This window comes from Paenarthrobacter sp. NPDC089307, from assembly GCF_040685055.1.
Lineage (GTDB): Bacteria > Actinomycetota > Actinomycetes > Actinomycetales > Micrococcaceae > Arthrobacter.
Window position 1 is genome coordinate 464,540 of the sequence record NZ_JBFBHE010000001.1, and the last position, 24,015, is coordinate 488,554.

At 62.8% G+C, this 24,015-nt stretch carries 22 protein-coding genes; 4 read left to right on the forward strand and 18 right to left on the reverse strand.

The window, feature by feature from the left end:
* The first annotated feature begins 41 nt into the window (after positions 1–41).
* From AB0N72_RS02110 to AB0N72_RS02125, 4 genes are all read left to right on the forward strand, one after another.
* A complete protein-coding gene (locus AB0N72_RS02110) occupies positions 42–884 on the forward strand; it encodes a methyltransferase domain-containing protein (RefSeq protein WP_363932055.1) in 843 nt (280 codons plus the stop codon).
* 79 nt (positions 885–963) lie between these two features.
* Positions 964–1,425: an NfeD family protein gene (locus AB0N72_RS02115; RefSeq protein WP_363932054.1), complete on the forward strand. Its 462-nt coding sequence runs from the start codon at positions 964–966 to the stop codon at positions 1,423–1,425.
* 97 nt (positions 1,426–1,522) lie between these two features.
* Entirely contained in the window at positions 1,523–2,497 is a 975-nt protein-coding gene (locus AB0N72_RS02120) for an SPFH domain-containing protein (protein WP_363932052.1), read from the forward strand.
* Positions 2,498–2,757: 260 nt separating this feature from the next.
* On the forward strand, positions 2,758–3,105 hold the full coding sequence (locus AB0N72_RS02125) for an RNA polymerase-binding protein RbpA (protein WP_011774875.1): 348 nt from the start codon (positions 2,758–2,760) through the stop codon (positions 3,103–3,105).
* A 74-nt stretch (positions 3,106–3,179) separates the two neighbouring features.
* Here AB0N72_RS02125 and AB0N72_RS02130 read toward each other — a convergent pair whose 3' ends face one another.
* The 18 genes from AB0N72_RS02130 to AB0N72_RS02215 all read right to left on the reverse strand — a co-directional run bounded on the left by AB0N72_RS02130 (position 3,180) and on the right by AB0N72_RS02215 (position 24,007).
* Positions 3,180–3,923 carry a polyprenol monophosphomannose synthase gene (locus AB0N72_RS02130; protein ID WP_363932050.1) on the reverse strand — a complete coding sequence of 248 codons (744 nt, stop codon included), beginning with the start codon at positions 3,921–3,923 and terminating at the stop codon, positions 3,180–3,182.
* Positions 3,924–4,077: 154 nt separating this feature from the next.
* Entirely contained in the window at positions 4,078–5,736 is a 1,659-nt protein-coding gene (locus AB0N72_RS02135; RefSeq protein ID WP_363932049.1) for an amidohydrolase family protein, read from the reverse strand.
* An 81-nt stretch (positions 5,737–5,817) separates the two neighbouring features.
* Complete coding sequence (locus tag AB0N72_RS02140; RefSeq protein ID WP_363932048.1) at positions 5,818–8,787, reverse strand: DEAD/DEAH box helicase; 2,970 nt, start codon at positions 8,785–8,787, stop codon at positions 5,818–5,820.
* A 24-nt stretch (positions 8,788–8,811) separates the two neighbouring features.
* Positions 8,812–9,648: a twin-arginine translocase subunit TatC gene (tatC, locus tag AB0N72_RS02145; RefSeq protein WP_363932047.1), complete on the reverse strand. Its 837-nt coding sequence runs from the start codon at positions 9,646–9,648 to the stop codon at positions 8,812–8,814.
* Between the two features lie 6 nt (positions 9,649–9,654).
* On the reverse strand, positions 9,655–9,939 hold the full coding sequence (tatA, locus tag AB0N72_RS02150; protein WP_363932045.1) for a Sec-independent protein translocase subunit TatA: 285 nt from the start codon (positions 9,937–9,939) through the stop codon (positions 9,655–9,657).
* Positions 9,940–9,975: 36 nt separating this feature from the next.
* Positions 9,976–10,326, reverse strand: a complete 351-nt coding sequence (locus AB0N72_RS02155; RefSeq protein WP_363932044.1) for a hypothetical protein — start codon at positions 10,324–10,326, stop codon at positions 9,976–9,978.
* Positions 10,327–10,335: 9 nt separating this feature from the next.
* The gene (locus AB0N72_RS02160) at positions 10,336–12,354 is read right to left on the reverse strand and encodes a WYL domain-containing protein (protein ID WP_363932043.1); all 2,019 of its coding nucleotides are present in this window, start codon (positions 12,352–12,354) and stop codon (positions 10,336–10,338) included.
* A gap of 96 nt (positions 12,355–12,450) precedes the next feature.
* Complete coding sequence (locus AB0N72_RS02165; protein ID WP_363932042.1) at positions 12,451–12,846, reverse strand: FKBP-type peptidyl-prolyl cis-trans isomerase; 396 nt, start codon at positions 12,844–12,846, stop codon at positions 12,451–12,453.
* Between the two features lie 73 nt (positions 12,847–12,919).
* Positions 12,920–13,843: an FKBP-type peptidyl-prolyl cis-trans isomerase gene (locus tag AB0N72_RS02170; protein ID WP_363932040.1), complete on the reverse strand. Its 924-nt coding sequence runs from the start codon at positions 13,841–13,843 to the stop codon at positions 12,920–12,922.
* 146 nt (positions 13,844–13,989) lie between these two features.
* Positions 13,990–15,354, reverse strand: a complete 1,365-nt coding sequence (gene pafA, locus AB0N72_RS02175; protein WP_363932039.1) for a Pup--protein ligase — start codon at positions 15,352–15,354, stop codon at positions 13,990–13,992.
* 1 nt (position 15,355) lies between these two features.
* The gene (gene prcA, locus AB0N72_RS02180) at positions 15,356–16,063 is read right to left on the reverse strand and encodes a proteasome subunit alpha (protein ID WP_363932038.1); all 708 of its coding nucleotides are present in this window, start codon (positions 16,061–16,063) and stop codon (positions 15,356–15,358) included.
* A 1-nt stretch (position 16,064) separates the two neighbouring features.
* The gene (prcB, locus tag AB0N72_RS02185; RefSeq protein ID WP_363932037.1) at positions 16,065–16,874 is read right to left on the reverse strand and encodes a proteasome subunit beta; all 810 of its coding nucleotides are present in this window, start codon (positions 16,872–16,874) and stop codon (positions 16,065–16,067) included.
* A gap of 78 nt (positions 16,875–16,952) precedes the next feature.
* Positions 16,953–17,156 (reverse strand): ubiquitin-like protein Pup, encoded by a 204-nt coding sequence (locus AB0N72_RS02190; RefSeq protein WP_018777646.1) that lies wholly within the window; start codon positions 17,154–17,156, stop codon positions 16,953–16,955.
* A gap of 120 nt (positions 17,157–17,276) precedes the next feature.
* On the reverse strand, positions 17,277–18,896 hold the full coding sequence (gene dop / locus AB0N72_RS02195) for a depupylase/deamidase Dop (protein ID WP_363932036.1): 1,620 nt from the start codon (positions 18,894–18,896) through the stop codon (positions 17,277–17,279).
* 50 nt (positions 18,897–18,946) lie between these two features.
* Positions 18,947–20,755 (reverse strand): proteasome ATPase, encoded by a 1,809-nt coding sequence (gene arc / locus AB0N72_RS02200; protein WP_363932034.1) that lies wholly within the window; start codon positions 20,753–20,755, stop codon positions 18,947–18,949.
* A gap of 96 nt (positions 20,756–20,851) precedes the next feature.
* Complete coding sequence (locus tag AB0N72_RS02205; protein ID WP_363932033.1) at positions 20,852–21,916, reverse strand: tRNA (adenine-N1)-methyltransferase; 1,065 nt, start codon at positions 21,914–21,916, stop codon at positions 20,852–20,854.
* 114 nt (positions 21,917–22,030) lie between these two features.
* The gene (locus tag AB0N72_RS02210) at positions 22,031–23,194 is read right to left on the reverse strand and encodes a site-2 protease family protein (RefSeq protein ID WP_363932032.1); all 1,164 of its coding nucleotides are present in this window, start codon (positions 23,192–23,194) and stop codon (positions 22,031–22,033) included.
* Positions 23,195–24,007, reverse strand: a complete 813-nt coding sequence (locus AB0N72_RS02215; protein WP_363932031.1) for an HAD family phosphatase — start codon at positions 24,005–24,007, stop codon at positions 23,195–23,197. It abuts the gene before it with no gap.
* Between the last annotated feature and the right edge of the window lie 8 nt (positions 24,008–24,015).

A 24,015-nucleotide genomic window follows, 5' to 3' on the forward strand; every position in this document is an offset into this window, starting at 1 on the left:
CAGCGGCACCAGACACTCCGTCCCACCGTAGGATTGAAGCCATGTTGCCTGATGCCCTTGCCGCCCTCCGCTGCCCTGTTTGCAACGGAGCTTTCGAGTTACGGGAAGGCAGGCCAGCAAGGCTTGCTTGCGGGAGCGGACATTTATTCGACGCTGCCAAGCAGGGCTATTTCAACTTCCTGACGGGAAGAGGCACCGTCTTCGAAGCCGACACGGCTGACATGGTGGCTGCCCGCTTCAGGTTCCTGGCAGGTGGACACTACGCGGGACTGGCCTCGGCATTGGCAGAGATGGCAGCAGATGCACTCCGCCGTCCTGGCGCACTGGTTCTCGACGCCGGAACGGGCACCGGCCATTATCTGCGCACGGTCATTGATGCGACAGGCGCAGCAGCGGTGGGTATGGACATCTCCAAATTCGCCCTTCGTCGCGCGGCCCGGCTCAATCCAGAGGCCGCCAACCTTGTGTGGGACATCTGGCGTCCGCTGCCTATGGCCGACAACTCGGCGGACGTGGTGACAGTTGTGTTTGCACCAAGGAACCCCGCGGAGTTCGCCCGAGTGCTTCGGCCCGGTGGGCGGCTCCTGGTGGTGACCCCCGGAGCAGGACACCTTGGGGAGGTGGCCGGGCGGACGGGGATGCTCGGCATTGAGGAAGGCAAGGAAGAGCGGCTTGCGGAGTCCATGAGCGGCTACTTCGATCAGGGCACCACTCACTCCTTGGACCTGCCGCTGGTACTGGACGGGACCGAGCTTGCCGATCTCGCCTATATGGGCCCCGCCGGCCATCATCTAAAGCAGGAAAAATTGTCCGATTTGGCAGCCTTGGAGGAGCCGGTGTCCGCCACGGCAAAGTTCCGGATCAGCGTGTTCACTGCGTCCTGACGCTTGACCGGACGTCGGGCTAGGATGGAGGAACAGCGACTGTGACCCCGCTCGCGGGGTCCGGGACCAAGGGGGAACGATGTTTGAATGGCTCGGCGAGAATTGGTGGGCTCTCTGGCTCACCGTCTTCCTCGCGTTCGCAGTGGTGGAGATGCTGACTCTCGACCTCTTCTTCATCATGCTGGGCGGCGGAGCTCTTGCGGGGTTGGTCGCGGACTTCGCAGGCGCGGACTTCTGGCTCCAGATCGTCATTTTCAGCGTGGTCTCCCTCCTCATGATCGTCTTCGTGCGGCCGGTCGCCTTGAACCACCTCCGCAAGGGACCAGCGGAGCAGCTCTCCAACATAGACCGCCTCATCGGCCAGCCTGCCCTCGTCATTGAAGCGGTGAGCAGCACCAGCGGGCTGGTAAAGATCGGCGGCGACGTCTGGAGCGCGCGCAGCGCAGGTGGGGTCATCGACGCCGGCTCCACCGTTCAGGTCACCAAAATTGACGGAGCGACGGCGGTGGTCGCCTCGGCCGCCGACAACAGCGCTCTGTGACGCTTCGGCGTACTCAAGTTTTCAGGCCGTTGCCGGACGGGCAGCCTGCCCGCGCACAGCCGTATCAAGCCACGCAATTGGGGAATGAAGGAGATGTATGGACGGCTTAGGAGGAACAGCAGCTGCGATTGTGCTGATTGTTCTCGTCATTTTTGTCATCATCGTGTTGGTCCGCTCGGTAAGGATCATCCCGCAGGCACGTGCCGGCGTCGTAGAACGGCTGGGCAAGTACCAGCGCACGCTTAACCCGGGACTGACCATCCTGATTCCGTTCGTCGACAGGCTCCTGCCGTTGCTCGACCTGCGCGAACAGGTGGTGTCCTTCCCGCCACAGCCAGTCATTACCGAAGACAACCTCGTTGTCTCGATTGACACCGTGGTCTACTTCCAGGTCACCGATCCCAGGGCGGCAACGTACGAGATCGCCAACTACATCCAGGCTGTTGAACAGCTGACAACCACTACGCTTCGTAACGTGGTGGGTGGACTCAACCTGGAAGAAGCCCTGACGTCCCGTGACCAGATCAACGGTCAACTGCGTGGTGTGCTGGACGAGGCCACAGGACGCTGGGGAATCAGGGTCTCAAGGGTGGAACTGAAGGCGATCGATCCACCCCACTCCATCCAGGACTCGATGGAAAAGCAGATGCGTGCCGAGCGTGACCGCCGTGCTGCCATCCTGACCGCAGAAGGTACCAAGCAGTCGCAGATCCTCACGGCGGAGGGACAGCGCCAGGCTGCCATCCTTGCCGCCGAAGGTGACGCGAAGGCCGCCATTCTGCGTGCAGACGGCGAAGCGCAGGCAATTCAGAAGGTCTTCGATGCCATCCACAAGGGCAACCCGGACCAGAAGCTGCTCGCCTACCAGTACTTGCAGACACTTCCGAAGATCGCAGAGGGCAGCTCCAACAAGCTCTGGATCATTCCAAGCGAAGTTGGCGAGGCCCTCAAGGGCATCGGCGGTGCACTTGGAGGCAACAATGGGGACTCTCCCGTTGCCGGGCTTTTCGACGGCGGCTCCACCGCACCGGAGCCTGTAGGAACAGTGGAACCATCACGGCCCTCCGAGTAATCCCGGCGCCGTAGGGACAACGCGAGCGGTCAGCCATTCCGGCTGGCCGCTCGCTGCATCCCCAAGCTTTTGAGTAGTCGGTGAGGATCAGCGTATAATAGGATATTTGTCCGGCTGGTTCAGCGTGGACGGAACATAAAAGCTTGGCCAGGCGTTGCAATTAGTGATGCAAGGTGTGCAGAAGTAGTCCGTAGGGATCGTGTAAACGGCTTACGGCTAGCGCGGAGTTCCTGCTCCGCGAACAGACAGAGGGAGTAATCATGAGCGATCGCAGCCTGCGGGGTATGCGTCTTGGCGCCCAAAGCATGGAAACTGAATCCGGCGTTGAACCGGCACCGCGTCAGCGGGTCGAGTACCGTTGCGAGGATGGCGAACAGGTCTTCGTAACCTTCTCCTCCGAAGCGGAGATCCCTCCCGTTTGGGTTTCCAAGACGGGTAAGGAAGCTCTCCTGGTTGACGGCGAGCGTCCCGTGGATGCCAACGAGAAAGCCGTCCGCACTCACTGGGACATGCTGTTGGAACGCCGCAGCCTTCCCGAACTTGAGCAGATCCTTGAGGATCGCCTGAACATCCTGCGTGAGCGCCGCGGAGAACGCCGTTCGGCATAGTCCGGCGAAGACATAAAAGAAAGGCCGGGTCCGGTTCCTGAGGGAACCGGACCCGGCCTTTTCCGTAAGAAGGCCTACTTCGTGGTCTGAGGTGACTTCCGGGTGAGCTTGGCCCACCGTGCTGCCAGTCCCCACTTGGTGACGTTGATCATGGCTTCGACCACGATGTTGCCGCTCATCTTCGATGCCCCGAGCTCACGCTCCACGAACGTGATGGGACGTTCCTCGATGCGCAGTCCAAGCTTGGCCACCCGCCAGGCAAGGTCAACCTGGAAGCCGTATCCTACCGACTCAACCTCGTCCAGGTTCAGGGCTTCCAGCGTGCTGCGTCGGAATGCCCGGTAGCCGCCGGTAACGTCCTTGATCTTGACGCCCAGCATGATGCGGGCGTAGGTGCTGCCGATGCGCGAGATGGCCTGGCGGTAGAGAGGCCAGTTCACGACGCTGCCGCCGGGAACCCAGCGGGAGCCCATGGCCAGATCCGCCCCGTCCCTGACTGCGTCCAGAAGAAGCGGCAGTTGTTCGGGTTTATGCGAACCATCCGCATCCATTTCGACGAGGACGTCGTAACCAGCGGCCAGGCCCCACTTGAAGCCGGCGATGTAGGCGGCCCCCAGGCCTTCCTTTCCCTTGCGGTGCAGGACGTGCACCTGGCTGTCCTTGGCGGCGAAGTCGTCGGCAAGCTTTCCCGTGCCGTCAGGGCTGTTGTCGTCAACCACCAGGACGTCCGAGTCCGGTACTGCTGCGCGCAGCCGTCCCAGCGTCACAGGGAGCGATTCCAGCTCGTTGTAGGTGGGAATGATCGTCAGGACACGCAAGAAGAGGCCTTTCCTTGATGGAGCGGTCAGAGCGCCTGAGCAGCTTTTGGGCTGGGGTTCTGGCGCAACTCTCCATTATAGGACGACGACGGCTGTGGGTTTTGCGCCTGTGGCGCCTGCCACAGCGTTGCGGCGGGCCCTCGGCAATCCTGGATCAGAGGCGCAGGGTTTCGTGGGCGAACAGTTCACGGCCCTCGCGGACGGTCTGCAGGCAACGGGGGTCGGTGCCGGTATCGAGTGCAGGGAGCAGGGGTGTCCGTGCGCGTGGATCCGTGCTCCACGACTGGACCCGGCTGTCAGCTACCTGGACCATGAGCTCTTCGACTTCCCACACAGCGAAACTCGCTGGTGCGCCGGGAACCAGCTGTCCCATGAGGGGGTTCCTGTGTTTGGTGGCCCGCCATCCGGCGCGGGTGTGTCCCAGGAATGCCGCACGCGCTGAGATGCGTTGATCAGGGTTGCTGTGCTCGAGGCAGGCGCGGACACTGGACCAGGGACGGAGAGGAGTGACGGGGCTGTCGCTGCCAAAAGCAATCGGCACGCCACCGGAGTAGAACGAGGCGAACGGGTTCATGCTGCGGCTTCGGCCGCCGAGCCTTTGTTCGTACAACTCCCCTGGTGAGCCCCACGCGGCGTCGAAGCCGGGCTGGACGCTGACGGTCACTGAGTACTTGGCCAGGCGCTCGATGGCGGACTGGTCTGCCATCTCCACGTGCTCCAGCCGATGGCCAGCTGCCCGGATGCGCTGCTCCCCTACCTCTGCTGCTGCGGCATCCAAGGCGTCCAACACTGCTTCAAGGCCGGCGTCGCCTATGACGTGGAATCCCGCTTGAACCCCCAGTGCCGAGGTGGCCGCCAAATGTTTGTTGGCCTCGTCCACCGAAAGGTAGAGACTGCCGCGATGACCGGCTGCGTCGGAGTAGTCATCCAACAGGGCGGCTGTCCGCGAACCGATGGAGCCGTCCATGTTGAGGTCCCCGGCGAGCCCAAGGACGTCGGTGCCCAAACCGTCCAGGATGGCCTTTGCGTGCTCCTGCGAGGAAGCCAACTCGCCCCAGTACGGGAGAACCTCCGGACGGTCCCCCAGGGCATTCCATGACGTAGCCATCCTCAGGTCGCCGGGCTCGCAAATGTGCGGTGCGGACATTTCGGCCAATGCTACGTAGCCTTGCGACGCAGCTTCCTGCAGCGCCCTTTTCTGGTATCCGCGCCGTTCATGTTCAGGGAACGTGCGCGCAGCCAGGCGGGCAGCCGTGTGTGCTGCCCTAACCACACGTGCGCTGCCGGAAAAGCCGTCAAAACTCTCCAGGCCGGCAGCCTTCACAAGCGACGCCGAGACCAGGGCCGAGTGGACGTCGACACGGGACAGATAGACCGGCCGGTCACCTGCCGCCCGGCTGATTTCTTCAAGGGTGGGCAGTGTGGGATCGTTCCACGTTGTTTCATCCCAACCATGGCCAAGGATGGTGCCCTCACCACCCACGGTGGCAACGGCGTCGAGCAGTTCAGTCGCGGAACGAATCGAGCTGAGCTGCAGGCCGGCCAGGGCGAGCCCGGTTTCCGTCAAGTGCGCGTGGGAGTCCACGAACCCGGGAGCCAGGAGTGCGCCATGGAGGTCGATGATCTCCATGGACGAATCCGCAATGGAGGTTGCCGCTTGTTCAGATCCCACCCATGCGACGGTGTCGCCATCCACCACCATGGCCGTCGCGAAGGGATCAGCCGCGGTGTAGATCGAACCGTTGCGGTACAGGGTGACCTTCCGGCTGGATCCGTCGGAGTGTGGGCCGGCGGCGGCGCCTGGCTGGTTCATGCGTTGGGCTCCTTGAGCGTTGGGACAAACAAATCACGGGACCGGTCAATCATGGACCGGTCATTCAGGCGGACTGCACGTTCAGGCCACTGTGGAGTAGGCCACGACGCCCCTGCGGACCAAATCGATCGCCTCCCGGCAAATACGGGCCAACCTGGGGTCAAGCTGCGGGATTTTGGCCAGCTGGTCGAGAAGGTCTACCACCTGCTTGGCCCAGCGGACAAAGTCTCCTGCCGCAAGGTCCGTTCCGCTGAGCACTTCCTGGAGATGGCGGCCCTTGGCCCACTTGTACATGGGCCACATCAGGCCGAGCTCCGGTTCGCCCGTCAGCGGAAGCCGGTGTTGCTCCTCGGTGTCTTCCAGGCGGGACCATTCCCGGACCACAACGTCGACCGCTGTTTCCAGCGAAACGGCAGGCATCTTCGGACGCAGCCCGCGGTCCTCCCGTTTGGCCTGATACACCAGCGCGCTGGCGAAGGAAGCCAGCTCGGCAGCATCGAGATCATTGATGGCACCCTGCCGGATGGACTGTGAAATGAGCAGGTCCTTTTCGCCGTAGATCCGGCGGAGGCGCTGCCCGTCGGCACTGATGGTGACCAATCCGGCGTCGTTCGTCTCCAGGTAGCCATAAACGGAGAGGACGTCGCACACGCGGTCGAACGTCTTTGCAATGGTGTTCGTGCGTCCTTGGATCTGTCGGACCAAACCGTCAGTCTCTTTGCGGAGTTTCCACCAGCGCTCGGACCACCGCACATGGTCCTCCCGTTCACTGCAGCCATGGCACGGATGCGCCCGCAATGCGCGCCGGAGGTCCGCGATCTTCTTCTCCTGGTCCGGAAGCCGTGCCCCCAGGCCAAAGTCTTCGTGCCTGCTGTTCCGGTGGCGTTGGGGAGCGTCCTCGCTGATGGCGTGGCGCATGGACGAGGCAAGATCGCGGCGCGCCTTGGGGACCTTGGCGTTAAAGGATTTGGGTATCCGGATCCGGGTTACAGGCGACACCGGGCCGTCGAGGTCATGGACGCCAATACGGCGCAGTTGGTTGTCCTGGGTCAGCACCGAGGGCCGTGGTTCGCGGGCGTGGGGGTCCACGTCAAGAACCACCGCGTGCCCCGCGAGCCGGCCACTGTAGATGCTGATGACATCGCCGGGGATCAGCCGTGCGAGGGAATCGGCAACACGGGACTTACGAGCGCGCTGGTGGTCACGGGCCGCGTAATTCTCGGCGTCACTGAGTTCCCGCCGCAGTTTGGCGTACTCGGTGAAATCCCCGAGGTGGCATTGCATGGACTTGGCGTAGCCCGCCAGTGACTCTTCGCGGCCTCGTACCTGCCGGGCCAGCCCGACGACGGAACGGTCCGCTTGGAACTGCGCGAAGGAGGACTCCAGGATTTCGCGGGCCCGCACCCGGCCGAACTGGGCAATGAGGTTGATGCTCATGTTGTAGGTGGGCCTGAAGCTCGAGTTCAGGGGGTAGGTACGCCTCGAGGCAAGGCCCGCCACTGCCGCAGGATCCGTTCCCGGTTGCCACAGGACAACCGCGTGTCCTTCGACGTCGATCCCCCGCCGCCCGGCGCGGCCGGTCAGCTGGGTGTACTCCCCCGCCGTGATGTTGACATGCGCCTCGCCATTGAATTTTTCCAGCTTTTCCAGGACCACGCAGCGGGCTGGCATGTTGACGCCCAACGCCAGCGTTTCCGTAGCGAAGACTGCCTTGACCAGGCCGTCTGCGAAGAGCTTTTCGACCACCTCCTTGAAGGTGGGAAGCATGCCGGCATGGTGGGCGGCGAAGCCCCTGACCAACCCATCACGCCAACCCCAGAAACCGAGGACGTCGAGGTCGTCGGCAGGAATTTCGTGACTGGCTTCGTCCACCCTCTGGGCAATGATCTGCTGCTCACGCTCCGTGGTGAGCCACAAACCCGAGGCTGCGCACTGTGCCACCGCAGCGTCACAACCGGCCCTGGAGAAGATGAAGGTGATTGCGGGGAGGAGATCCTGGCGCCTGAGGCTCTCGATCACCTGTGGGCGGCTGGCTTTGCGGACCGGGCTGCGCTGCTCGGACTGTTGGCGCTCGTCACGGTAACGGTCTTGCCGACGCCGGCTTCTTCCGCCGTGGCCGAACCGTCCGTTCATGTTCATGCGGCTTTCGGAACGTGCCATGGCCAGCAGATCCGGATTGACCTCGAATTCAGGACCGGTCACGGCCTGGCGCACTTTTGCCGTTGTTGATGCCTTGGCTGTGACGCGGCGGCTGCTGACCGGTTCCTTGGCTACCTCCGAGGCCTCCGAGAGGTCCGGCGTGTCGGTCTCCTGCTCACCAGGGGCCAAGGGGGCGATCTCGTCAAACGTGGTGTCACCGGCGAAGAGATCCACGATCTCCCTGCCTACCATGACGTGCTGCCATAGGGGCACCGGGCGGTGCTCCGAGACGATGACATCAGTATCGCCGCGGACGGTGTCCAACCAGGCGCCGAACTCTTCGGCATTGGAAACAGTGGCGCTCAGTGACGCCACCTGCACCTCGCTGGGCAGGTGGATGATGACTTCTTCCCAGACTGCGCCGCGGAAGCGGTCTGCCAGGTAGTGAACTTCGTCCATCACCACGAAGCCGAGGTCGCTGAGCGTCTCCGAGTCTGCGTACAGCATGTTCCGCAGGACCTCAGTGGTCATCACCACTACCGGGGCATCACCGTTGATAGTGGTGTCGCCGGTCAACAAGCCCACATTGGCTGCACCGTACTTGGCTGCCAACTCGGAAAACTTCTGGTTGCTCAGGGCCTTGATCGGAGTGGTGTAGAAGGCTTTGAGTCCCCGCTGGAGCGCCAGGAAAATGGCGAACTCCCCCACGATCGTCTTACCGGCACCCGTAGGGGCTGCCACGAGCACGCCCCGGCCCTCCTGCAGCGACTTGCACGCTTCCCGTTGGAAATCATCCAGCTCAAAGTCGAGTGAACCTGCGAAGGCGCCCAGGTAGGTTTTTGCCTCAGCGGACCTCTGGGCTGCCGCCTGGTAACGCTCTGATGGAGAAGGAGACCCGGAAAACGAAGACATGCATCAAGCCTAGTGGCCCAAGGTCTAGAGATTCTCCAGATCCGAGGCCGGGGTGGCGATATCGGCAGTGGCTTCGGTCTCCGCCGCGCGCTTGATGGCCCTGCGCTCACGACGACGATCGTTGAGCAGGCATACTCCAATAGCCGCGAAAAAGAGCAGCAGCATGGGCGCTGCGAGGTAGAACATGCTCATGGCGTCAGCGCCGGGAGCGGCCATCGCTGCGAACAGGCACACCAGGAAGATCGTGATACGCCAGCTCTTGAGGAGTTGCTTGCCCTTGATGATCCCTGCCAGGTTGAGGCCAACAAGCACCACGGGAACCAGGAAAGCGATGCCGAACGCGAGCAGAAGCCGCAGGACAAACGCAAGGTAGATTTCAGCGCTGATGAAGTTGGAGCCACCCACAGGGGTGAAATCCGTCAGGACCCGGACGGCATTGGGCAGGACAAGCCAGGCAAGAAGGACGCCGCCGATAAACAGGGGCACGGCAGCGCCCACGAAGGACAACGCCAAGCGGCGCTCCTTCTTATGCAGTCCCGGCACGATGAAGGCCCAGAGCTGGTAAATCCACACGGGACTTGAAAGGAGTACGCCGAGGAAAACCGAGACCTGGACCATGAGGTCGAACGAGCTGGCCACGCCGTCGAAGTTGAGCGTGGCTGCGCGACCCTCTTTTTCATTGAGGTCCTTGATCGGCTTGATCAAGGCCTCCAGGAGCGGCTGGTAGACAATGAAGCCCACCACGGTACCGAGGATGACGCCGATTGCAGCCTTGAAGAGCCGGTTCTTCAGCTCCTTGAGGTGGTCAAGAAGCGCCATCCGGGCTTCGGGGTTGGCCTTGCGCCCCTTCGTCTCTACCACTTCTCTTTAGACGCGGTTGGAGGGCGGAACGTCAGTTTCACCGCTGTTCCGGGCCTTCATGTTCGTGGTGTTCGTGTCCGGGTGACCCACGACCTTGCCCTCTACGGGGTCAGAACCGTCCTGGGAGTCCTTCGTTTCGGAAGAACCGTCCTTCTTCATTTCCCGGACCTCAGACTTGAAAATACGCATCGACTGCCCAATGCTGCGCGCCATGGACGGCAGCTTCGGCGCTGCGAAAAGCACCAGAGCCAGGACGATGATGATGATGAGATGCCAGCCTTCGAGCCTCATAAGTGGAGGTCCTTTCCTTTTGGATACATCCTACGTCTATCTGAATTCAATGTCGTGCAGGGATTGCGGCTGACCCCGCTCCGCCTTGCGCTGGACGCGCTTTTTCCGGCGGACTTCCTGCCGGAAGGCTTTGGCCGTCAGGTAATCATGACGCATCTGATCCGGGGAGGCAAAAATTGCGGATCCCGGTGAGGGACGCCCGTCGTCCACTTCCACATCGGAGGTTTCAGCGGCAGGAGGAAGGTTGCTGAAACGTTTCCCGGCATCGCCCAGTTCATGAACAGTTGCCATGAATTTCCTGAACAAGCGATACCCCAGGGTCAGGTGCAGGAGCAGGGCAAGAGCTACGAGTGCGATCCACAACAGGATCCAAAACCACCAAGGCATCTGAGTAGTCTAGCCAGCCTGGACGCCGGAAGCAGAGTCGTACTGTGCCAAGGCCGCCTTTAACCAGGCAAGGGCCTCGTCCCGCAAGGATCCGGGCTGCAGAATCCGCACGGTTCCGCCGTGCTGGGATACGAACATGGGCAACCACCCTGCGTTGCCGAACCGCACTTCGGCGAGCCGACCGCCGTCGGGTAGTTGGGCGGTGCGTTCGGCGTAGTAGTCATCTGCCAGTCCAGCGCCCTGGCGGGTCAACTGCAGTACCACCAGGACGTCGTCGTCGCTTGGCGTGAACAGCCGTGCGGGAAAGTCCTGGTCCGCCGATGCCGGGCCTGCCACGGCACGGCCGTTGGGTTCCAACGCCTCCACCCTGTCCAGCCGGAAGTTCCTGGTTCCGGCCTTGCTGTGGCAGTAAGCCTCGAAATACCAGGTGTTGTCCATCGAGTAGAGCCGCAGGGGGTCGACGTCCCGTTCCGTTACCTCGTCGCGTTGCAGCGACAAGTACCGCAGCCGCAGTTGCCGGCCGTCCCTGATTGCCTGCGTGATGGTGGCAAAGGCCTCGGACTGCTCAGGGGCCACCGACTGGCCGGCCACTGAACCGGCCAAACGGCCAGCCTGCCCTGCAGCGCCGGTGAGCTTGATGGTGACCGATTCCAAGGCGCTCCCGGACTCGTCGTCGGCCATGCCGGCCATTGCGGGCAAATCCCCCAGCATTGCCAGGCCTGTCAGCAGGGCAGCGGCTTCGTCCTCGCTGAATCGCACGGGACGGTTCAGGTCCAGATGCTCCGAGATATACACATGATCGTTTTCCCATTGGATGTCCAGGAGGTCATCCGGGTAGCCTTCCGGGAGCCCGGAACAGATGAGGATCTTGAGGTCATCGATCAGGTCTTTGCGGGAGATGCCGAACCTGTCCGCGACCTCCTGGATGTGCAGGCCCTGGTGGTGGACCAGGAACGGCACCAACTGCAGCATCCTGGACAGTTGGTCTTCGGAGGTACGCTTCCGGGCGCGCGGTGCGCGGTCGGCCTCGGGGAACTTCACGTCCACAGCCGGCGCGGCATCGAAGTCCACGGCACCCTTCAGGCGGCGGACGACGGCGGCCCGCAAGTCAGCTGGTTCCGCCACCTTTACGTGCGGACCGTACGACGCCAGTTCCTCGGCGAGTTGTTCACGGTCGCGGAAGTCAACGATGATCCTGTCCCGGGCCGGGGCGTCGCCGGAGGGTTCGGCGGCGATGGCCCTTTTACGAAGAGCCAGCAAGCGGTCCTTGTCCACCTCCAGGACTGCCCTTTGCAACGGGAGCTCGTTGAGCGAAGCGAGCTCGGCCCGGGCGTTGAAGCCTTCCGGAGGTTCAAAGCTGCTTCCAGTCACTATGGTCAGCGCGGTAGTCATCCGGGAAAGCCTGAAGATTCTCTTGGCTCCCCTGCCCCTGTCAAGGCCCACCAGATACCACTGGCCAAAGCGGCTGCCGAGCCCCCAAGGCTCCACCTCGCGGGTTTCTTCGCGTCCGGTGCTGACCGCGAGGTAGCCGAAACGGACGGGGTGCCTGCCATGCATCGCCGCCACGACGTCGTCGAAAGCCTGACCGGCCGGCTTGATGCGCGGCTGGACGCCGGCGGGAAGGTCGACGTCGGTGAAGCCGCCGCTGGCCTGCAACTTGCGCACCGCATTGGCGGCGGCGTTTCCCAGGGCCGCGCGTTCCCAGAGTTGAGCGGCCAGCAGCAGGACAGTGGACTCTGCAGGCGTCAGGTTCACTTCGGGAAGCCTGTTGGAGTCCTTGCCGATCCTGTAGCGGGCCGAGGCGGGGTCATCGGCACCAAAACTGCTGGGGTCCATTAAGGTTTCCACCTCGAAGCCGAACTGCTTGAGGTCGGCTTTGTCGCGTTCGAACATACGCCCAAAGGCGACGTCGTTTCCGGCGGTGTCGTGGTAGACCTTTTCGCGCAGGACGGAGCGCGAAAGCCCTACCTTGGTGTTAAGCAAAGCAAGGAGAAGGTTCAGGAGTCGTTCAGTGCGGGATGCGGACACGGTTGCTACGTTACTAAAGTCCAGCGGGAAAACAGCAAGGCGCGTCACCACCCGGCGAACCGGAGGGTAACGCGCCCTGCAGGAGAGCTGGTTCCTTTAGCGGACAGCTACAAGGTCAACCACGAAGATCAGGGCTTCGTTCGGCTTGATGGCTCCACCGGCACCGCGGGAGCCGTAAGCCAGCTCCGACGGGATCTCAAGGCGGCGACGGCCGCCAACCTTCATGCCCAGAAGCCCCTGGTCCCAGCCCTGGATGACCTGGCCAACGCCTACGCGGAAGTCAAGGGGAGCTCCGCGGCCCCAGGAAGCGTCGAACTCTTCGCCTGTGGACCAGGCAACGCCGACGTAGTGGGTGGAGACGGTGTCCCCGGCCTGTGCTTCGCGGCCGGTACCCTCGATCAGGTCCGTGATGACGAGGTCCGTGGGAACGTCGCCTTCGGGAAAGTCGATCTCCGGCTTGGTGCGGTCGAATTCACGCTGGCCAAATGACATGGGTACTCCTTGGTGTGAGGGATGAATGGTGTCAGGAACCAGCCTAAGCCAGAGCCCGCCTTTTCATGTGGGGTTACTTGACGCCCAGGATGTCCACGACGAAGACGAGATCGCCCTTGGCTTCGCCCTGGCCTGCCGCGCCATAGGCGAGGTCCTGCGGGATGACCAGAAGGACGCGGGAACCAACGGTCTTGCCCGCCAGGCCCTGGGTCCAGCCCTTGATCACGCCGCTGAGCGGGAAGCTGGCGGGCTTTCCGCGGTCGAAGCTGGAATCGAACTTGGTGCCGCCCACGAGGTTGACGCCCACGTAGTTTACGGTCAGCGTGTCGGTTGCCTTGACGGCCGCACCCTTGCCCTTGATGAGGTCCTGGGCAATGAGTTCCTTGGGGGCAGCAACACCGTCTACGGAGATCTGCGGAATACCCTTGTCATCTTCCTTCACCGTGGGCAGACCGGCGGGAGGGGTTACGGTGTCGCCTTCGGGCTTGTCCAGCACCGGGGCAGGGTCCTTGGCGGAAATCAGCTTGAAGACAACCAACTGGGTTGAGGCAGCAGGAGATGCCGAGGCGTTGCCGGGAGCGGCAAAGGCGATCTGTGAGCCGATCTTGGCGCCGACGATTGCGTTGTAGACCTGGGCGTTGCCGGTCTTCAATTCATCGGTCAACTCGATCGGCTGGGGGCCGTTGGCGTAGGTGTCCTCCACGGTCTTGCCATCGGTGCCATCAACGGCAACGTACACAAGCTCTGCGGTCTGGCCGGCCTTGATCCGCTCCCCTTCACCGTCAATGACTACCTTGGCGGTGGGCTCGCTCACGCTGAGCGGTTTGGAGAATTCAACTCCGGGTGCTTTGTCGTTCCCGTTGTCGGTCACTTTCAAGGAGTCGAGCTTGGAGATGTCACCGGCGGACTGGCTGGTGGGCTCGGCGGCCGGTTGGCTTCCGCCGCACGCGGTGACGAGCAGCAGGGCAGGAAGGAGAATTGCTAGGAGTCGGCGCACAAAAAGACACTTTCGTCGGGGCAAAGGACACTCGGAACAGCGAATGACGCCTCCAAGCAGGTTGTCTCTCGGAAAGAGACCATTATCCAGAATAGCCCGCGAAGCTGAGAGCCAGCTTAAAGCGCCGTTCGGCCCATCGAATGCGTTCAGCCCATCGAATCCAGAAGCGCATCCACCCGGTCATCTTCGCTGCGGAAAGGATCCTTGCAGAGAATGGTCTGGTGTGCCCGGTCGTTCAGTTTCAGGTGGACCCAGTCGACGGTGTAGTCCCTCCCGAGTTCCTGTGCCCGGCGCACGAAGTCGCCCCGCAACTTGGCGCGCGTAGTCTGGGGCGGTGCGTCCACGGCGTCCTTCACGTCTGTCTCCGTGACCAGCCGGCGGGCTGCGCCCCGGGACTGCAGCAGGAAGAACAGGCCCCGCTGCCTTGAGATGTCGTGGTACGTCAGGTCCAGTTGGGCGATCCGCGGCGAATCGAGGCTGAGCCCGTGCCGGCGCATGTAGCCGTCCATGAGCTTCTTCTTGATCGCCCAGTCGACCTCGGTGTCAATGGTGCTGGTGTCGCCGCTCTCGATGGCATCCAGCGTGCGCTTCCACAGGTCCAGGATCAAAGGAACGTGGGCATTGTGCGCCCCGTTGCTGGCAACAAAATCGGTGACTTTGGTGAGGTACTCGCGTTGGATATCCAGGGCCGTGAGCTGCCGGCCGTTGGCAAGACGGACCAATGCGCGGCCGGTGAGGTCGTGCGAAATCTCGCGGATACTGCGGATCGGGTTCTCCATGCGCATGTCCCGCATGATGACACCCGACTCAATCATGCGAAGGATCAGGTCCACAGTGCCGACCTTGAGCAGCGCCGACGTCTCGGACATGTTCGAGTCCCCCACGATTACGTGGAGCCGGCGGTAGAACTCAGCGTCCGCGTGTGGCTCGTCGCGAGTGTTGATGATGGGCCGGGAACGCGTGGTTGCCGAGGAAACACCCTCCCAGATGTGATCGGCCCGCTGTGAGAAAGCGAACGTGGCGCCGTGCGGGGTCTTCAGCACTTTGCCGGCCCCTGCGATCAACTGGCGGGTGACCAGGAAGGGAATCAGGATTTCCGCCAAACGGGAGAACTCTCCGCGGCGGGGAATCAGGTAGTTCTCGTGGCTTCCGTAGGAGTTGCCGGCCGAGTCGGTGTTGTTCTTGAAAAGGTAGACGGTGCCGTTGAAGCCCTCTGCGGCAAGCCTGCTTTGGGCTTCGTCCACGAGGTCGTCAAGAATGAGTTCGCCCGCCCTGTCGTGGGCGATGAGCTGGGCAAGGTCATCGCACTCCGCTGTGGCGTACTCCGGGTGGGAGCCCACGTCCAGGTACAGCCGTGAGCCATTGGTCAGGAAGACATTGGAGGACCTCCCCCAGCTCACCACCTTCCTGAAGAGGTAGCGCGCTACCTCCTCCGGTGCCAAGGGACGCGAATCCGGGCTGGAATATGAAATTCCAAACTCTGTTTCGATGCCGAATATCCGTTTGTCCATCTCAGGCCTCCTCTGTGAGCAACAGCGTCATGTCCTCGGGCAGCAGCCGCCGGAATGCGCGGCGCGATCCGCGGTGGCTCTCCGATGCGCGGTAGAGAACAGCGGCTTCGACGGCGGTAGCCGGGAGGGCTTCAACGTCCTTGTCCGCGGCCAGGGCCCGCAAGGCCAAACGCATGGCCCCGGCCAAACTGAGCTCGGGCTCCCAGGCGCGGCTGACGACGTCGGAAATCTGGTCCGCCAAACCGCCCATGACCACAAAGCCGTTCTCGTCCGCGATGGAGCCGTCGAAGGTCAGGCGGTAGAGGTGGTCCTGCTCCTGCGCGGCGCCGACTTCGGCCACGGCCAGTTCCACCTCGAAGGGCTTTTGCTCAGCGGTAAACACGGCTCCCAGGCTTTGCGCGTACACGCTGGCAAGCCCGCGGGCCGTGACGTCTTCGCGGTCATAGGAGTACCCACGGACGTCGGCGTAGCGGACACCGGCTTGCCGCAGGCTCTCGAACTCGTTGTATTTGCCCACTGCGGCGAAGGCAATCTTGTCGTAGATTTCCCCTATTTTGTGCAGGGACGGTGACGGGTTCTCCGCGATCAGGGCGATGCCGTCCGCGCAGCTGATCACCACTACTGACCGGCCCCGTGCGATGCCCTTCCGGGCAAAGTCCGCACGGTCCTTCATCAGTTGTTCAGGAGAAACGTAGAACTGCTGCGTCATCTCAGGCCTCCCGTCCGGCGATGGCCCGTGACTCAACGATCGCACCGGAAATGGCGGCCAGGTCACGTTCGGGAACCCGGCGGTTGCCGGCACGGTTCACTGTGTAAACCACGGGCCAGAGCTGGCGCACGGGGTCCGGACCGCCGGTGGCAGAATCATCATCCGCGGCGTCATAGAGTGCCTCTACCGCAACCGCGATTGCGTCCTCCTCCGAGAGATTGGGCTTCCACAGCTTTTTGAGGGCACCCCTTGCAAAGACCGAACCCGAACCCACCGAGTGGTGTTCCTGTTCCTCATAGCGGCCTCCCGTGACGTCGTAGGAGAACAAACGCCCAACGCCGGTGCCGTGGTCGAACCCGGCAAAGAGCGGAATGACGGCCATCCCCTGCATTGCCATGGGAAGGTTTCCGCGGATCATGGCTCCCAGCCGGTTGGCCTTACCCACCAGGCTCAGGAGCGTTCCCTCGATCTTCTCGTAATGCTCCAGTTCCACCTGGAAAAGACGGGTGATATCGATGGCCAGACCCGCAGTGCCGGCGATTCCCAGCACTGAATATTCATCGGCAGGAAACACCTTTTCGATGTGCCGGCTCGCGATCACGTTGCCCATGGTGGCGCGCCGGTCCCCCGCCATCAGCACGCCACCGGCATAGGTAAGTGCCACGATCGTGGTGGCGTGCGGCGATGACGGTACGGTTCCGGCGGGCAGGGCCTGGTTGAACGGAAGGAGTTCAGGACGCGAGCGTTGGAGATGCTCCGTAAAGGAAGACGTTGCCTGGGTGGCCAGGGGGCCGTTTGATGGGTCCTGCATTGCTGCACTCCTTCGACTCTGCGTTCCGTTGCCCGGCGACCTCACGCCGGCCGGGTGTACATCCTTGGGTGGGGCCGGTTACTGGCCGCCTTTTTGGACGAAAGCCCTGACGAACTCTTCGGCATTTGATTCGAGCACGCCGTCAATTTCGTCGAGGAGATCATCCACGCCCTGCGTTGCCTCGGATGCCTGGGCTTCGGGCGCTGCAGGCGGAGCCTCCGGGACGTCCACTTCAGCTTCGGTTTCCCGTGACTGCGGTTGTTGCTGCTCCTGAGCTGCCATTTTCTTTCTCCCTACTGTCAGTCCCCTGGTGCTGGAGACTTCCTACTGCCATATTGCCACGCTGCGGGCTGCTGCGTACGGCTTTGGACAGGTACGAATGTTCCTGTGGCGGACACCGTCTCAGGCCTTTGCCGTGGGCGGATTCTGGCCCAGCAATTCAGCAAGGAACGGGCCCGCTTCCTGGTGGCGATCAAAGAGTGCACCGGTCAGCGCCCGGGTACCCCGCAAAGGTTCGCGGGTTGGCACGCGCTGGAGCTTTCCCAACCCCGGGACATCGAAGATCACCGAGTCCCAGCTCGCGCCTACAACATCCTTGCCAAACCTCGAAACGCACCTGCCGCGGAAATACGCGCGCGTATCCGACGGCGGTTCCGTCACCGCCCGGGCGATGTCGGCGTCGTCCACCACCCGCATCATGCGGTTGTTGGACAGAAGCCTGTAGTAGAGGCCCTTTTCGGGACGGATGTCGGACCACTGCAGGTCCACCAAACCAAGCCGGGCATCGTCCCAGCCCAGTCCGTCCCTGTTTCGATAGCCTTCGAGGATCGATTTCTTGGCAACCCATTCGACGGATGAAGCCGCGGCCCGCACATCGGAGCCGAGTGCTGTCAGAGTGGATTCCCACCGCAACAGGACGTCGTGGGTATGGCCGTCACCGGTCACGGAGTCTGCTACACCGCTTTCCTGGGCAAGCTTGGCCGCGGCCTCGTAGTACATCCACTGGAGATCGAGGGCCGTCACCCTTCGTCCATCAAGGAGCCGGACTGTCGCGGTCAGCGTTGTGTCATGGCTGATGGCCTGGAGCGCCTGGACTGGTTCATGGACCTCGATTTTGGGAGCTTGTCCGGCCTCGATGAGGCTCAGGACCATGGCCGTGGTTCCAAATTTGAGGTAGTTGGAAACCTGGCTGAGATTGGCGTCCCCGATGATGACATGCAGGCGGCGGTACTTGTCCGCCGTTGCATGTGGTTCGTCCCGCGTGTTGATGATGGGACGCCGGATTGTTGTCTCCAGGCCCACCTCAGCTTCGAAGAAATCCGCGCGCTGGCTGATCTGGTAACCGGGAGTTGAACTGTCCTGTCCCAGTCCCACGCGGCCGGCACCGCAAGTTACCTGCCGGGAGACGAAGAACGGGGTCAGGCCCCGGATGATGTCGCCAAAGGGCACCGAGCGCGGCATCAGGTAGTTCTCGTGCGAACCATACGATACCGATTTGTTGTCCGTGTTGTTCTTGTAGAGATTGATGGCGGGCAGGCTGGTGTCCGCGGCAACCTTCCGCACGGTGGCAAGGGCAACGACATCGCCCGCGGCGTCCCAGGCTACTGCATCCCGGGGGTTGGTGACCTCCGGGCTGGAATACTCCGGATGCGCATGGTCCACGTAGAGGCGGGCACCGTTTCCCAGCACCATGTTCATGAGCAGGGAACCGGACTCATCCGCGCCATCAAGTTCCAGTTCCTGGCGACCATACGCCAAGGCGACGGCCTCGGCGTCGAGCACTGGCGGCTGGTCGGTGAGCTGGCTCGGGTCCGCTGCCGACCGGTCAAGCGTCCAGCCGCGGGCGTCGTGCAGTGGCTCTTCATCGGTGTAGTCCCACCGCGTTTCGGCACCGCCCGCCGCGCGCTGGCGCGTGACGGTGGCGTACGCCTGGATGATCCTGGCGGACATCATGGTGGCGTTGGCCCCCGGAGCCGAGGGCGCGTGGATTCCGTATTCCGTCTCGGATCCCATGACGCGCATCGCACCGCCAGCGGGCAACTTTTCTGCAGGTGTACCTTCGGGTCTTGCTGTCACAGGTACTGGCCCGTGTTGGCGGTGGTTTCGATGGACTTGCCCGGTTCCTGCCCGGCCTTGCCCTGCACAATGGTGCGGATGTACGTGATGCGTTCGCCCTTCTTGCCCGAAATCCGTGCCCAGTCATCAGGGTTTGTGGTGTTCGGCATGTCCTCGTGCTCGCGGAATTCATCCACTACCGCCCGGAGAAGGTGCTCGATCCTCAGGCCCTTCTGGTGGTTGGTCAGGAGATCCTTGATGGCGTACTTCTTGGCCCTGTCCACCACGTTCTGCACCACGGCACCGGAGTTGAAGTCCTTGAAGTACAGCATTTCGGTGTCACCGTTGGCGTAAGTGACCTCGAGGTATTCGTTGGACTTTTCCGTCGAGTACATGGCCTCCACGGTGCGCTGGACCATGGCGTCCACCGTTGCCTGGACGTCTCCGCCATATTCGGCCAGGTCCTGGGCATGGAACGGCAGGTCGGTGGTGATGTACTTTCCGAAAATGTCGGCGGCGGCCTCTGCGTCGGGCCGTTGGATCTTGACCTTCACGTCCAGGCGTCCCGGCCGCAGGATGGCGGGATCGATCATGTCTTCGCGGTTGGAAGCACCGATCACGATGACGTTGTCCAGCCGCTCCACACCGTCAATTTCGCTGAGCAACTGCGGCACAATGGTGGTTTCGACGTCGGATGACACTCCGGTGCCGCGGGTGCGGAACAGTGAGTCCATCTCATCGAAGAAGACAACGACGGGGCTGCCGTCCGAGGCCTTTTCGCGCGCCCGGGCGAAGATCAGCCGGATGTGGCGTTCGGTCTCCCCAACGTACTTGTCCAAAAGCTCCGGGCCTTTGATGTTGAGGAAGTAGCTCTTGAGGTCCGTGTTGCCGGCCCGTTCAGCGGCGCGGGCCGCGAGGGAGTTGGCCACTGCCTTGGCGATGAGTGTCTTGCCGCAGCCCGGAGGGCCGTAGAGCAGTATGCCTTTGGGGGCCTTCAGCCCGTGTTCCCGGTAGAGGTCCGGATGGAGGAACGGCAACTCCACGGCGTCGCGGATCTGTTCGATCTGGGGACCGAGGCCGCCGATGTCCTGGTAGGTGATGTCGGGAACTTCCTCAAGGACGAGGTTTTCCACTTCTGCGCGCGGCACCTTCTCCAGGACGTAGCCTGTCCGGGAATCCAAGGACAAGGCGTCACCGACCTTCAAGTGAAGCTCCTGGAGGGCGCCGGACAGCCGGACCACCCGTTCCTCGTCGGCGCGGCCGACCACCAGGGCACGGTCCTTGCCCAGCATTTCCTTCAACGTGACCAGCTCGCCGGCCCGTTCGTAGCCGAGGCCCGCCACGATGAGCAATGCCTCGTTGAGGAGTACTTCCTGCCCCACTGCGAGCTGGTTGACGTTGACCAGCGGGCTGACTCCCACGCGCATCTTCCGGCCGGCATTGAAGATGTCCACCGATTCCTCGGTGGCCGCCTGTCCGGAGCTGCCGGGGGCAGGCTGCTTTCGCGGGTTGATCTGGAGCACCGTACCAAAGCTGTAGGGCGGCTGCCCTTCCTGCTCCAAGGCCCCCTTCAAGCGAAGTATTTCGCCACGGGCGGTTTCGAGCATGCTGACGAGCTTGCCGTTGTTCTGGGTGGCAGCAGCCAGTTGGCGGTCGATGTGACGCAGCTTGTCCCGCAGGATGTTGATCTGCCGTTCGGCAACAGTGAGCTCAGTCGATGGTTCCGGCGGTTGAACCGGGACGGGACCCCGATCCGCCCTCTCCCCTGCCGCGGTGTTTGCATCCTCCGGCGTCGGCCGTCCAAGGTCGTTGTTTGGCGTATCCACGAATCATCAGCCCCTTCCTGCGCTTAACAAGACCTTAGTCCCGAAAAGCGCAGGGTGCTTGGTGACATCCGGAATGCGGACCCTATTGTGACCTTTTCAGTTTGTGACCGGGGGATCGTCCTGGACGTTGGTTCCGGCGATGGCATCACGGGCCGCGCGGCGGAGCTTTTTGTCGGATACTGAACGCTCACCGACGGCGGCGGGGGTCCAGGCGTTCAGGTCCTCTTCGCTGAATTCGGTCTTGGAAGGACGACGCTTCACGGAAATGCCGGTCACACCATCGGCAAGGCGGCGGGTCACCAGGAGGAAGCCGGTGTGGGCCACCATCCTGTGATCGGGCCGTACGGCGAGGCCTTCCAGGTGCCAGCCGCGCACCATGGATTCCCAGGCATCCGGTTCAGTGAAGCGTCCGTCAGCCCTGATGGCCTCGGCGGTACGCGACAACTGGGTAACTGTAGCTACGTAGTTGATCCATACGCCGCCGGGCGCAAGTACCGTGGCAACAGCGTCCAAGCACTCCCAAGGCGCGAGCATATCCAGGACTACCCGGTCCACGGAGCCAGGGGCCTCGGCCTTGACCACTTCCTCCTGAAAGTCGCCAAGGGAGATCTGCCATGCCGGGTGCGGTCCGCCGAAAATGGTTTCCACGTTGCCGCGCGCGATGTCGGCGAATTCTTCGCGGCGTTCAAACGAGTGCAGGTAACCGCCGTCGCCCACCGCACGAAGCAGGGAGATTGACAGTGCGCCCGAACCAACGCCGGCTTCGACGACACGCGCACCAGGGAAGATGTCCGCCATGGTGACGATCTGGGCCGCGTCCTTGGGGTAGACAACAGCGGCGCCTCGGGGCATGGACAACACGAAGTCGGACAACAGCGGGCGCAACGTCTGGTACTGCTGGCCGACGTTGTTGCTGACCACGGAACCGTCTACCTTACCGATGATTTCATCATGGTTGAGGAAACCGCGGTGGGTGTGGAATGCCCCGCCGACCTCCAACGTGATGGTGTTCATCCGTCCGCGTTCGTCAGTGAGCTGAACCCGCTCGCCTACGCGGAAGGGGCCGCGACGTCGTGCAGCGCCTGTGGGCTGCACGGCGGAACCCGTACCTGCCTCGTCAGGGCCTGCGCTGGCCTCGGGGGCGGCGGTTTCGCTGCTCATGTGGTGTTCCTCGCTCTTGTACGGCTGGGCCGCGACGTGATGCTGGCTGGGTGGGCGCCAGTCGATATGGTTCGTTGCTTAGGCGGCCGGCATGTAACTCTACCGGTCGTAGGGTCAGGGGCGACCGCTCCTGCGGGCTTCCTTGCCTGTTATGGCCGTCACTACGGCCTCTTGTCTCAGCAGGCCGGTGACGATCCCGTTGTGGTCCACCACAGCGTATTCGCCCCCTTCCAGCCGCGCCAGGTACTGGATCAGCTCCTGCCCTTTGGACCATTCAGGGACGTACGCGCCCGCTGCCAGGGCGTGGGCAACCGCGGTGACGGGCGTCGTCGTCGTGACCTCGGGCGGGACGCCGGCGATCGCGGCGTTGTCCACCACTCCTTGGGGCTTGCCGTCAGGACCGCAGATCACGACGGCGGGACTTCCGGCGGGAGCGACCGCCAGGACATCTGCCACGGTGGAGGTGTTCGGCACGCCTACGGCGCGCTCTGCCAGGCCGGCGGCCGTAACCAGGTACAGCCGGCTGCGCAGCTTGGCGTGGTGGATGGTGCTTGACGCACTCATCCAGAGGAAGCCGCAGACCAGTACGGTGACCACAGTGTTCGCGAGATCGGGAAGTTGGCCCCTAAGGAACGGCAAGACTATGAACCAGAGGACCAGGGCCACCACAATGATCCGCCCGGACCATCCGGCAGCGATGGTGCCTTTGTCCTGGCTGCCGGTGGCCTTCCATACAGCGGACTCGACCAGGCGTCCTCCGTCCAGCGGCATGCCTGGGAGGACGTTGAAGATTCCGATGACCAGATTGGCGAGTTTCAGGATTTCTGCCAGCAAAGCCGGAACGCCGGTGAGCATTTCGGTTGAGGTAACACCCCACATGATCCCGGCAATGACGAAGTTTGACGCCGGTCCGGCCAAGGCGACGACCACAGACTTTCCTGGTGACGCGGTGAAGTTTTCGAACTGTGTGTGGCCACCCCAGAGATTCAGCACGATCTTTTCGGTGGGCCACTTGAAGGCCTTGGCGCTGAGCGCGTGCGCGAGCTCATGGATGAGGACGGAGGCGGCAAGCAGCACGGCAATGGCAAACCCCACGAGGTAGGCCCAATTGCCGAGGTGCGGAATGTAGTTCATGAAGAACGGGCCGTAAAAGAGCACGGTAATGGCCGCGATGACGAACCATGAGTATGCCAGGTAGACCGGAACGCCCGCGATTCTCCCGAGCGGGATGCCTTCCCTCTTTGTCGCGACGTGATGGGGTGTGGAAGAACCGCTCACCTAGTTGGTCCCTTCAACGAGGTCGAGCGCAGGGAAGCGGTCCAGGAGCAGTTGCTGCACATCCGATGTTGTCCGGCCAACAAGGGTGTCCCACATGACCATGCGGTGATCCTCCGGCAGGGGTACCTGGTGGGGAATTCCCACAGTGACCACACCCGAAGCGATGGCGGCCGTAGCACCCGGAATGGAGTCCTCCAGGGCGACGCAATGGTCAACCGTGACCGAAGGGTCGTCCAGCTTCAGGCGCTCGACAGCCGTAAGGTAGGCCTCCGGGTGCGGCTTCCCGTTGGTCACGGTATCGCCGGTGACCATGAACTCGAAGTATGGCTTGGGCAGGCTCTCCACCACCACGCTGGCCAGCGGATGCTCGGACATGGTTACCAGGGCGCAGCGGACGCCGGCCTGGTGCAGATCATCGAGCAGTTCGCGCGCGCCGGGCCGCCAAGGGACTTCGTTCCGTACCTGCGCCATGACCTGGGCGCTCAAGGTATTTACGATCTCACGGGCTTCCAGCTGTACTCCGGCGGCCTGCAGAACGGCAGCACCGTGGAAGAGGGACTGACCGACCAGTTGCATTGCCTGCTGGTGTGACCAGGTGCCGCCATGGGCCTCCACCAGTGCACGCTCGGCCGCGATCCAATAGGGTTCGGTGTCCACGAGTGTGCCATCCATGTCCCAGAGCACGGCTTTGAGGAGGGGCTGGCTGGGTGTTGAATGCATGGTTTCCAGTCTACGTGGAACCTGGGGGCCGACCGTCCCGGCATTGCGCTGTGGGCGAATCCGGGACACGCGTCCACGCGAAATGCCATGCATCCAGCGGG